The organism is Collinsella sp. TM04-29 (assembly GCF_003466565.1).
Lineage (GTDB): Bacteria > Actinomycetota > Coriobacteriia > Coriobacteriales > Coriobacteriaceae > Collinsella.
Genome location: NZ_QSPW01000004.1, coordinates 1 through 11,348 on the forward strand (window position 1 = coordinate 1; position 11,348 = coordinate 11,348).

Consider the following 11,348-nt stretch of genomic DNA (forward strand, 5'->3'; position numbering starts at 1 on the left):
CATTTCAAATGGTTCGATGTCTGCCCGGATGCGACACTGAAGTAAGTGTCCATCCTCGCAGTATCCGGTTCTCAAGGTGCACGCCCCGCGGCTCATCCGGTCCGACCGGGCCGCGCGGCAAGGAGATATATTGCCAGACCGCGAAGCCCTGTGGGACGTCAATTCCACTCTTCACAAGTCCTACACAACATATCGCTTTCTATAGCTAATAGAAAGACTGGTGCGGATCTTCCGCACGTATCAGATGATGACCCTTTGGTTCAGGAATATATAGAGATCGGTCACCTGTAAGTGTCTATCTACCCGCGCTTTTAGCAATGTAAACCGCGCTTCAGATAAAAAGAGGGAGCGCCGCGCACAACGCGACACTCCCCTAGCGATTCAAGAGAATCTATTAGGCCTCGAGAGCCTTCTTGGCGATGGTGGCCAGCTCGTTGAAGGACTCGATGTCCTCGTAAGCCATCTGAGCCAGGACCTTGCGGTCGAGCTCGATGCCGGCAACCTTCAGGCCGTGCATGAACTGAGAGTAAGAAATATCGTTCAGGCGAGCAGCAGCGTTGATACGAGTGATCCAGAGAGAACGGATCTCGCGCTTCTTGTTGCGGCGATCACGATACTGATACTGCAGGGAGTGCTGGACCTGCTCTTTAGCATGCTTGTAAGTACGCGAAGCGGCACCGTAGTAACCCTTCGCACGGTGCATAACGGTACGGCGCTTCTTCTTGGCGGCAACAGCGCGCTTAATACGTGCCATGTTCTATCAACTCCTAGACGGTAAAACGAAAAACGGGAACGCGAACTTAGGCGAGACGCGACTTGATGACCTTGCGGTCGGCAGCGGCGATCTCGGTCTCCTGACGGAAGCCACGCTTACGCTTGGTGGACTTCTTGCTCAGGATGTGGCTCTTGAAAGCCTTGGCGCGCATAAGCTTGCCGGTACCAGTCTTGCGGAAACGCTTCTTGGTGCCGCTGTGGGACTTCATCTTAGGCATGAAATACTCCTTAATCGGTTACAGAACACTAGTTACTTGCTATCGCTTGCCGCTTTATCCTCATCGAAGGCGCCCTTAATCGGGGCGAGCAGCATAAGCATGTTACGGCCTTCCATCTTAGGCTTGGACTCGACCGTAGCGTAAGACTTGAGATCCTCGGCGAGACGCTCGAGAACGTTAAGGCCCTGCTCCGGGTGAGCCATCTCACGGCCGCGGAACATGATGGTGATCTTAACGCGTGCGCCCTTCTTGAGGAAACGCAAAACGTGGCCCTTCTTGGTCTCGTAGTCGCCAACGTCGATCTTGGGTCGGAACTTCATTTCCTTGACCTCGACCTTGGACTGGTTCTTACGAGCAGCCTTGGCCTTCATGGCCTGCTGGTACTTGAACTTACCGTAGTCCATGACCTTGCAGACCGGCGGCTCCGCGTTGGGAGCGATCTCGACCAGGTCGAGACCCTGATCGTCGGCGACGCGCTGGGCATCGCGGATGGCGAACAGGCCGAGCTGAGAGCCATCGACGCCAATCAAACGACACGAAGATGCAGTGATCTCGTCGTTGATGCGGGTGTCATCAGACTTAGCTATTTTCCCTACCTCCATTCATAAAAAATAACCCGGCGCTTCTCAGCAACCAGGTCGTACACATAGACTTCCTCGATTTGAGGAAGGGAATCTAAGTTGTATGACCAGTCAGCTGCTCATTGGCGCCAAAAGGTGGGAACCCTCAGGTTCCTCTTCAGGGCATTGCGGGAACAACGCCTTGCGAATAATAACACGTACAGCGCGTTATCACATTACGTACACGAAAAAGGGGCCTTGACCCCCTTGAACACTCGCTTGTATGTATGGTGCCCGAGGCGAGACTCGAAGGGCCTTCGCTTCGCGAAGCCCCGGGCTTCGGGCGCGTGGCGCCCTCGCCACGCTCCGCTACAAACAGGCCACAAGCCTGTTTGCTTAACGCTTCGCGCGCTCACGCGAGTTCGGCACGAAAAAGGGGGCCGCAACCCCCTTGAACGCTCGCTTGCATGAATGGTGCCCGAGGCGAGACTCGAACTCGCACGTTGTTGCCAACGGTGGATTTTGAGTCCACTGCGTCTGCCAATTCCGCCACTCGGGCACACAATGCGTGAGTTAGTTTATCACAGCTTTCTACCGATTAGTCCGAAAATGGAACTTCGAGCATTTCGATGAGTTCGACCGTGCGGAGCATCTCGCGCCGACGGCATCCGCGACCGTCAACCGAAGCCTCACCCATCTGGTTATCGTAAGGGTCCTCGCGCATGCCGTCGAAAGAGGGCTCAAACTCTGCCTGGAATCGATTGTTGGCCACCATACGCCACGGGTCGAGATTGCCAAAGTAGTGACGGCGGCGCCACTCCTCCCCCATCCTGCGAGCAGAAGATCCAAATGACACGTCGGCGTTGAGCCAACCGGTCTGCGGCGTATAGAACTCTGCCCAGTCGTGCGACCCCACCGAATCGGGCGCAACATACAGGCCGCTCTGCCAACGGGCAGGCACGCCCGCGATACGGCACATGGTGATAAACGTGAGCGCCATAACGCCGCAATCGCCGCGGAGCGAATGCGCGCAGTCATCGGCAATAGATCCCAAAAGCAAGTACGGCGGCTGATAGCGATAGTCGATATACTGCGTCAGGTAATCATAGATAGCACGGGCGCGATCGAGCGGATCCTCGAGCCCGTCAATGACACGGGCCGTCAGCTGCTGCAGATACGGCGTGAATGCAATGTGCGGACGGTCCTCGGAAATATCCTCGGGCAGAGGCGCATCCATAAGCGGGTGAACCGGAAGTGTGCCACCGTAGACATCACAATAAGCAGCATCGATGTGATAACGATAGGTCACCGAAAATAAGTGCTCGCTCGAGGAAGACCACGAGACGGTACGCGCCGAAGCATTCGCGGGAGCAACAGCACCCTCCGGCGTCATGTCGAGAATCTCGACCCGAGACTGCTGACGGCAGGCAGCCGCGACGGGAAGCCAAGCGCAAACGGCCTCCCCTTCCAGAGCGCCGGGGACAGACACGGACGCTTTAAGCGTAATGACGCGAGCCAATCCGTTTTGCGACTCCATCTCCTTGAGCATCTCGTTGCGCAGTGCTATTCCGTCCGCAGAATCGGGCCGCATGCCGGGAACCTCTTTGGGATATACGCGAAGCGAATCGAGGAAGTTGTCGAGAACGAACAGCTCACCATCGATAAAGCGCCAGTCAATACGCTTACGATTAATCAGGTCATCAAACTGCTCTTCGGTAAACTCTGGCCACTCCTCGCGAATCATCGCAATAGCCTGATCGCGAGACACCGAAAAATGAAGCGGCGTCTCGAGCATGCGATACCGCTCGGCACGAACACAAGCAGCCAGCGAAGGCTCGGGGTTCTGCTCCAAAAGGCGATCGCAGGCAGCAACAGCCTGCGTCAAATACCCGGCATCCTTAAGACGAAGAATCTCGGGCGGCAGTCCAACATCGAGATGACGAAAGTCATCACAGCAAACATCAACAGAGCAACCAACAGGACCCTCGTCAATAACCTTCCCATCCGAAGGCAGCACATCAATAACAGCCATACCAAACTCCAAGTCATTAGAACTCTTGAAGCACATTGTAGCGAGATAAAAAGAAAGCCCCAGCAAAGGGGCTCTCAATACCGATAAACGGTACCTCTAAAAATGAATTCAGACTCGTAACCCTGCGGCGTTAAACAAAGGAAGCCCCGTCCCCCGGAACTGTTTCCTTAGCGCGACTTCTGGCAAAGCCAGGTGAGCGCAAAGGAAACAGTGTAGGGGGACGGGGCTTCCGGCGGGAAGTTTAGCGACGCTTACGCCTTGTTGACGGAGCCAAACTCCTCCATGAGCTCCTTGGTGCGGGCAACGATGTTGTCGCGACCAGGCTTGAGGAGCTTGCGGGGGTCAAAGCCCTTGCCCTGCTGATCCTTGCCAGCCTCGATGTACTCGCGGACGCCCTTGGCGAAGACGAGCTGCAGGTCGGTGTTGACGTTGATCTTGGAGATGCCCAGGGAGATGGCCTTCTTGATCTGATCCTCGGGGATGCCGGTGCCACCGTGCAGGACGAGGGGCAGGTCGCCGGTCTGGGCCTTGATCTCGCCCAGGCGCTCGAAGGAAAGGCCAGCCCAGTCGGCGGGGTACACGCCGTGGATGTTGCCGATGCCGCAGGCGAGGAAGTCGACGCCCAGGTCAGCGATCTGCTTGCACTCAGCAGGATCAGCGAGCTCGCCGCTGGAGGTCACGCCGTCCTCGGTGCCGCCGATGCCGCCGACCTCGGCCTCGATGGACATGCCCTTGGAGTGGGCAAGCTCAACGAGCTCCTTGGTGCGGTCGAGGTTAAGCTGGAAGGTCTCCTCGTGAGAGCCGTCATACATGATGGACGTGAAGCCGGCCTCGATGCACTTAAAGCAGTCCTCGTAAGAACCGTGATCGAGGTGAAGGGCGACGGGAACGGTAACGCCCGTGGCCTCGACGGCAGCCTTGACCATGTCGGCGCAGACCTTGAAACCGCCCATCCACTTAGCGGCACCAGCGGTGCACTGAAGGATCAGCGGAGACTTGGCCTCCTCGGCGGCCTGGAGAATAGCCAGGGTCCACTCGAGGTTGTTGGTGTTGAAGGCACCGAGACCGTACTTGCCGGCTTCGGCCTTCTTGAGCATGTCTGCTGCGTTGACGAGCATAAAAGAAACCTCCTGTAAGGTTGCTCCGATAACGCCTGAGATTTTACCACGGCGCACCCGAGCATAAACGTTCGTTTGTTCACGAATATCGTCCAAACAGACTTTTTTTGACCGTTTGCCCTACGGAATCGACCCGTTGGGGAAAAATAGCTTGACGTTTGGACGCTTCTCGTGCTTCAAAAGCCGACTAGTAAGCTACATCTGCATGAAAGGGCTCTGCATGAGCTCGCGTGCCATGGTGGTCGAATCGCCATGGCCGGTTAGGCAAACGGTATCGGGCGGGAGAAGCTGGGCGAGCTTGGAGAGCGAGCGCAGGATCGCCGCCTCGTCTCCTCCAGAAAGATCGGTGCGGCCATGCCCACCCGGGAATAGCGTGTCGCCCACAAAGGCAATGTTCCCCTGCTCAGTGGCGGCGAACAGAACGATGCCGCCCGGTGTGTGCCCGGGCACCTCAATTACCTGCAGGCAAATGTCGCCCAGCTCAATGGTGTCGCCCTCGGCAAGCAGCCGCGTCGGCTCACCTGGATCGGGCGTCTCGATGCCCCACATCGCTCGCTGCTCCTCGATATTCGCATGCGGCACTGCTGCGTCCTTGCCACACAGCTCGTACAGGACGTCGGCGCCAACGGCGGCCCGAACTCCAGCGACACCGCCAACATGGTCGGCGTGACCGTGCGTGCAAACGGCGCCGAGCACCTGCACATCGGGGTGTTCGGCTCGAATATGCTCCACCAAGCGCTCGCCTTCCCATGCGGGGTCGATAATCACGCACTCATTGTCCGAAATGACAGCATAGCTATTGGTCTGAATGGGACCGTTTACGAGCGTCTCGATCTCGACCGATCCCTTGGGAGTTAAATCCAAGGACACAGCACTCATGTCCCTCTCCTCTCTATAGAACTCGAGGCATCAAACGATGCCTCGAGTGTAGCGAATATCGATAATGTGGCACGTTCGTCGCGACTAAACGCGGCGCTTAAGCTGGGCTCCACCCTCGCCGGGCATCAAGCGACGCGCGTCGTAGACCGAGTCAACGCTGCTGATAGAGGCCAGCAGCGGATCCAGACCACTCGCGTCCGAGATCTCGACCATAAAGCGCAGGGTTGCAATACCCTCGCGGTTGGTCGACGTGGCGGCAGAAAGGATATTGCCACCCGCATCGCCAATGGCAATGGTGACATCCTTGAGCAGGCCCATGCGGTCCAGGCACTCGACCACGATCTCGACCTGGAAGAGGGTGTCGGCAGCGCCGTCCCATTCCACATCGATCATGCGCTCGGGATGCTCCATAAGACCCTTGACGTTGGGGCAGTTGGCGCGATGCACCGAAACGCCACGACCGCGCGTGATGAAGCCGACGATGTCGTCGCCCGTCACGGGGTTGCAGCAATGGGCCAGACGGACCAGCAGGCCGCTGTTGCTCTCGCCCTTGACGATAATGCCGTTGCTGGCGCTCTTGCCGCGCTTTTGCGGCTTGCGGTTGGAGCCGCGGGCAGGCTGCTTGACGACCTCGGCGATAGCCTCGGCCTTGGTGAGCTGTTCCTCGGGCTTGGGGTCCAAGATTTGCTCGACCTTATTGCCCACAGCGCGCGGGGCAACCTTGCCGGCGCCGACGGCGGCAAACAGGTCCTCGAGCTGCTTGAAGTTAAACTGCTCCGCCACGGCGTTGAGCGCACGCGTCGAACGCGGCGTAGAAATGCCATAGCCACGCTTACGCAGGTCCTTGGCCAGCATATCGCGACCAGCAGCAGCGTCGTCGTCCTTGGTCGCAGCGGCAAAATAGCGGCGGATCTTTGACTTGGCGGAAGGTGTCTTAACGATCTTGAGCCAATCACGCGACGGCTTGGAACTCTTGTTAGTCAGAATCTCGACACGGTCACCCGTCTTAATCTCGTGCGTGAGCGGAGCCACCGCACCGTTGATTTTGGCGCCGACGCAATGGTTTCCCACCTCGGTGTGAACGGCGTAGGCAAAGTCGAGCGGCGTGGAGCCGGCACGAAGCGCCATGACCTCGCCCTTGGGCGTAAAGACAAAAATCTCCTGATCGAAGAGGTCGACCTTCAGCGAATGCAGGTATTCCTTGGCGTCGGTAATCTCATCAGACGCAGCCCAATCGAGCGAATGTTTGAGCCAGTTAATCTGGTCGTCCAGACGCTGGGCATCATTGGTCTTAGACGCAGACGATCCGCCCGACTTCTTATATAGCCAGTGGGCGGCAATGCCGTACTCGGCCTGCTCGTGCATCTCGTAGGTACGAATCTGAATCTCGAGCGGACGAGCCGTGGGGCCGATAACCGTCGTGTGGAGCGACTGGTAGTTATTGACCTTGGGCATGGCGATATAGTCTTTAAAGCGCCCGGGCATGGGGTGCCACAGCGTATGCACCGCGCCGAGCGTGGAGTAGCAATCGCGCACCGAATGCGTGATGACGCGCAGTGCCACCAGGTCGTAGATCTCGGAAAATTCCTTGCCCTTGCGCTTCATCTTTTGGTAGATGGACCAATAGTGCTTGGAACGGCCGTTGATCTGGAAGTCCTCCAGGCCAATGCGGTTGAGCTCGTCGGTGAGTGTCTTGATGGTCTCGGCCAGATAGCGCTCACGGACCTCGCGCGACTCCGCCACCATGCGTGCGATGCGCTGGTAGGCGTCGGGTTCAAGGTAGAAGAAGGACAGGTCCTCGAGTTCCCATTTAATGGAGCTCATGCCCAGACGGTCGGCCAGGGGCGCATACACGTCCATGGTCTCGCGGGCCTTAAACAGGCGACGGTCCTCACGCAAGGCCGCAAGGGTGCGCATGTTGTGCAGACGGTCGGCAAGCTTAACGATGATGACGCGGATGTCCTTGGACATGGCGAGGAACATCTTTCGCAGCGTGAGCGCCTGTTTCTCGTCCATGCTGTCGACTTCGATGTTGGTGAGCTTGGTCACGCCATCGACGAGCTCGGCCACCGTATCGCCAAACAGGCCGGAAACATCGGCAAGCGAGGTCTCGGTATCCTCGACGGTATCGTGCAGCAGCGCGGCGCACACCACATCGCAGTCCATCTTGAGATCGGCCAAAATGATGGCCACCTCGACGGGATGGTTGATGTACATCTCACCCGAGCGGCGCTTTTGGTTGCAGTGCTTCTCGGCAGCAAAGCAATAGGCCTGCTCCACCTTAGAAAAGTCGTCCACATTCATATATTTGAGGCACAGGCGCTCCAGTTTGTCGTAGCTGTCCGCCATAATCTCGGGCGGCAGCTCATCGGCATGCTTATAGTGCTCCATCTCCGAGAACGGCTGGAGGGTGGAATCATGGGCGGTACGGGCTGCGGCATCCATCGAGGTCCCCTTCCCCTAGGCCCGCGGTACGATCGGGCGGTTAACTTTGGCTAGCATATCAGAAGCGCACGAATCGAGCGCCCAGCTCCGGAAAGCCGAGAACTCCATGCGCGAGCGCAAGCCCTCCAAATAGCGAATTGACCTGCTCAATTGCACACGGCCGGGGTTTTCGGCCATCGCGATACGACGCGTATCGTCAAACCCCGTAACGCGGCAGAAACCGAGTTCTTCGAAGATTCCCAGGCCGCTTGCCACTGAGCGCTCATCGACCGGCGTGCGCGCGTCGATTGCAAGGCACATCTGCGCAATGTCGATATCGCTTGCGCAGAATGAATCGTCCCCCGTCTTGCCACGGTTGGAGCGCCACATGGTCTGCAGCGCTCGATAGAGCGTGACAAGCTCATCACGCTCGGGCGCGTAACAATCGAGCAGGCGCTCATTAATACGAGCGTCACGCGACGAATAGAGCAGGTGAATCACAGCGGGCTGTCCATCGCGGCCGGCACGGCCACTCATCTGGTTAAACTCAATCGCGCCAAACGGCATGTGGTAGAGCACGACATGACGGATATCGGGCAAGTTGACGCCCTCACCGAAAGCCGAAGTTGAAACGATGCAGCTGAGACTTCCGTCTCTAAAGGCTTCCTCGACACGGCGGCGATCGGAGCGCGCAAGCCCGGCGTTATAGAACGCGATATGGGTCGCACAGTCGGGCACGCGTTTGCGCAACGTCTTGGCAAGTGCCACGGACTGGTCGCGCGAGTTCACGTAGATAACGGTCTTCTCCCCCGTCGCCACGATCGACACCAGGCGATTTTCGCGGCTCGCAAGGTCACGGTCGTCCTCGAGTTGCAGGTTCTCGCGAACGGTCTCGTCGACCACCGTCCTGGTAATCGGCAATACACGAGCAAGCTCCGCCACGACCGGGGCCGTCGCGGTAGCCGTTGCCGCCATGACAACGGGGTCGCCCAGGGCTTTGAGAATATCGGGCATGTCGAGGTATGCGCTCCGGTCGCCGCCTTTGGCAAGACCGGCATGGTGCGCCTCATCGATAACGACAAAGCCAATACGTCCAGAACGTGCAAAGCGATTGCGATGGATAGACAGGAACTCCGGCGTCGTGAGCACGATGCCGGTGCGGCCCGAAGCCAAGCCGGCAAACACGTCATCGCGCGCTGCTTCCACGGTCTCGCCGGTCAATACGCCCACGCCAATGCCGAGCGCGGCCATCGTCGAGGAAAGGTGATAGGCCTGGTCGGCAACGAGTGCGCGCAGCGGATAGACAAAAATGCTCGCGCGCCCGCGAAGAACCGCCTCGCGTGCGGCATGTACATGGAAAATCAGAGACTTGCCGCGACCCGTTCCCATAACGGCCAAGACGCTGCGGTGGTCGGCCAGGGCGTCGAGTGCCTCGACCTGCGCGCGATGTGGCTGGTTCGAGCCGATAAAGCTATGGATAAGCGAGCGCGTCAGCTCGGTATAGGAAAGCTGGGCGAGCGTCTCGCGCTTACGCGACTCCAGGCGCAGGCCGGAATCCGCCGGCTGCACGCCGCGGCGAAGCTCACATGTCGGATCGTCGATACTGGGCGCCGTGGTATCACGCACCAAGACATCTTTAATCATGAGCTTGGGCTTCACACGTCCCTGCCAATGCTCGGCCACGGCCTCGAACACCAAGTCGACGGCACTGTCGCAATTGATGAGCCTATCGATCTGCGGCACGCGGAACATGATGGCCGGCACACTCGCAGCGCCATCGGTCGCCACAAAGCGCATGTGCTCGCCGGTTTTGCCCACCACGGCGCGATCGCACATCGTCACGCCCTCGGCGGCCAGAAGCGGCACCTTATTGCCCTGGCCAAACGGCTCAAGACGAGAAATCTGCTCGATAGTCTCGATATTTAGCTCGGAGAGGTCAACGGTGGCGGCAACCTCGTCAGTGTCCTCAAAGTCATCGGCGGGAAGCTCCGATAGCACGGCCGAAAGGCGACGGCGGAACTCATCGAGCTTGGATGTCTCGATGGTCACACCTACCGCACCGGCATGCCCGCCGCGACGAATCAACAGGTCGGAGCAACGCTCGACGGCATCGAACAAGTTGACTTTGCCCACCGAGCGGCCCGATCCGCGTGCAACGCCGTCCTCGATCGAGAAGAGCAGCGCCGGCACGTGGTAGCGATTGGTCAGGCGGCTCGCCACGATGCCCTTGACGCCCTCGTGCCAGCCCTCGCCGCCCACGACGATTGCGCGCCCGCCGTCATAAGTCTCCTCGACCTTCGCCATGGCATCGCGCGTAAGCTCGGCCTCGATCTCGCGGCGTTGGCGATTGATTTCCTCGAGCTCGGCTGCCAGTGCACTTGCTTCAATAGGATCACGGGCAAGCAGCAGGTCAAGCGCCAGCTTGGGATCAGCCATGCGGCCGGCAGCGTTCAGACGAGGGATGAGTGAAAACGACAGGCCGTCGGCCGTAATGGTAGAAAGGTCGGCCTTGGCAAGTGCGGCAAGCGCGATATAGCCGGGACGGGCCGTCACGCGCATCTGCTGGATGCCCTCGGCGACCAGTGCGCGATTCTCGGGCGTGAGCGGCATCATGTCGGACACGGTGCCCAGCGCCGCGACCTCTATCAGCGAACGCCAATACGACGGCTTGCCCAAACGCTCTCCCAGAACCTGCACCAGCTTAAGCGCCACGCCGGCACCGGCAAGCTCGCGCGAGGGACCCTCGTCCTCGAGCTTGGGGTCGGTCAGGGGCACGCCCTGCGGCACCTGGTCGGACGGCTCGTGATGGTCCGTGACCACCAAATCGATCCCCAGGCTCTCCAGATAGGAGACCTCTTCCTTGGCAGCAATACCGTTATCGACGGTCACAATCAGGTTGGGTTGAGCGAGCTCGTTGACGCGGTCGAGCGCCGCGCGCGAAAGGCCATATCCCTCGTCAAAGCGGTGCGGGATGAATGGTGTGACATCGGCGTCAAACATCCGCAGCGCCTCGGTCAACAGACAAGTCGACGTAATGCCGTCGACGTCAAAATCACCAAAGACGGCGATGCGTTCGTGGTTGCGAATGGCGCGCTCGACACGATCGGCAACAACCGACATGCCCGGAATGACGAGCGGATCGGCCCAATCACGGTCGAGCGAAGGCGTCAAAAATAGCTGTCCTTCCTCAATCGAGGCAATGCCGTGCGCAACCATAATGCGTGCCACCAGCCCGGGTATGCCCAGACCAGCCGAAAGCTCCTTTTCGAGCTCGGGATTTTGCTGAGCGACCGCCCAGCGATGCGTCGTCTTAAGCGATGACATAGGCGCCCACCCCCGATAG

At 59.0% G+C, this 11,348-nt stretch carries 8 protein-coding genes and 1 tRNA gene; all 9 read right to left on the reverse strand.

Translation table 11 applies throughout. The annotated features are described in order from the left end of the window. Positions 1 to 394: 394 nt before the first annotated feature. Positions 395 to 754 (reverse strand): 50S ribosomal protein L20, encoded by a 360-nt coding sequence (gene rplT, locus DXD39_RS07860; RefSeq protein WP_006234421.1) that lies wholly within the window; start codon positions 752 to 754, stop codon positions 395 to 397. Positions 755 to 800: 46 nt separating this feature from the next. Then, the gene (gene rpmI, locus DXD39_RS07865; protein ID WP_006234422.1) at positions 801 to 992 is read right to left on the reverse strand and encodes a 50S ribosomal protein L35; all 192 of its coding nucleotides are present in this window, start codon (positions 990 to 992) and stop codon (positions 801 to 803) included. A 32-nt stretch (positions 993 to 1,024) separates the two neighbouring features. Further along, positions 1,025 to 1,594: a translation initiation factor IF-3 gene (infC, locus tag DXD39_RS07870; protein ID WP_117635460.1), complete on the reverse strand. Its 570-nt coding sequence runs from the start codon at positions 1,592 to 1,594 to the stop codon at positions 1,025 to 1,027. A 430-nt stretch (positions 1,595 to 2,024) separates the two neighbouring features. Next, positions 2,025 to 2,111, reverse strand: a tRNA-Leu gene (locus DXD39_RS07875). 39 nt (positions 2,112 to 2,150) lie between these two features. Then, positions 2,151 to 3,584: a transglutaminase-like domain-containing protein gene (locus DXD39_RS07880; protein WP_117803714.1), complete on the reverse strand. Its 1,434-nt coding sequence runs from the start codon at positions 3,582 to 3,584 to the stop codon at positions 2,151 to 2,153. 251 nt (positions 3,585 to 3,835) lie between these two features. Further along, entirely contained in the window at positions 3,836 to 4,702 is an 867-nt protein-coding gene (gene fba / locus DXD39_RS07885) for a class II fructose-1,6-bisphosphate aldolase (RefSeq protein WP_035137086.1), read from the reverse strand. 195 nt (positions 4,703 to 4,897) lie between these two features. Then, positions 4,898 to 5,581, reverse strand: coding sequence for an MBL fold metallo-hydrolase (locus DXD39_RS07890; RefSeq protein ID WP_117629661.1), 684 nt, complete (start codon positions 5,579 to 5,581; stop codon positions 4,898 to 4,900). Positions 5,582 to 5,665: 84 nt separating this feature from the next. Beyond that, positions 5,666 to 8,026: a bifunctional (p)ppGpp synthetase/guanosine-3',5'-bis(diphosphate) 3'-pyrophosphohydrolase gene (locus tag DXD39_RS07895; RefSeq protein ID WP_117803715.1), complete on the reverse strand. Its 2,361-nt coding sequence runs from the start codon at positions 8,024 to 8,026 to the stop codon at positions 5,666 to 5,668. 15 nt (positions 8,027 to 8,041) lie between these two features. Next, a complete protein-coding gene (gene recJ / locus DXD39_RS07900) occupies positions 8,042 to 11,329 on the reverse strand; it encodes a single-stranded-DNA-specific exonuclease RecJ (RefSeq protein WP_117803716.1) in 3,288 nt (1,095 codons plus the stop codon). Between the last annotated feature and the right edge of the window lie 19 nt (positions 11,330 to 11,348).

Coding starts and splice junctions, on each gene's coding strand:
- rplT (WP_006234421.1), bottom strand. CDS start 754: ATGGCACGTATTAAGCGCGCTGTTGCCGCCAAGAAGAAGCGCCGTACC.
- rpmI (WP_006234422.1), bottom strand. CDS start 992: ATGCCTAAGATGAAGTCCCACAGCGGCACCAAGAAGCGTTTCCGCAAG.
- infC (WP_117635460.1), bottom strand. CDS start 1,594: ATGGAGGTAGGGAAAATAGCTAAGTCTGATGACACCCGCATCAACGAC.
- DXD39_RS07880 (WP_117803714.1), bottom strand. CDS start 3,584: ATGGCTGTTATTGATGTGCTGCCTTCGGATGGGAAGGTTATTGACGAG.
- fba (WP_035137086.1), bottom strand. CDS start 4,702: ATGCTCGTCAACGCAGCAGACATGCTCAAGAAGGCCGAAGCCGGCAAG.
- DXD39_RS07890 (WP_117629661.1), bottom strand. CDS start 5,581: ATGAGTGCTGTGTCCTTGGATTTAACTCCCAAGGGATCGGTCGAGATC.
- DXD39_RS07895 (WP_117803715.1), bottom strand. CDS start 8,026: ATGGATGCCGCAGCCCGTACCGCCCATGATTCCACCCTCCAGCCGTTC.
- recJ (WP_117803716.1), bottom strand. CDS start 11,329: ATGTCATCGCTTAAGACGACGCATCGCTGGGCGGTCGCTCAGCAAAAT.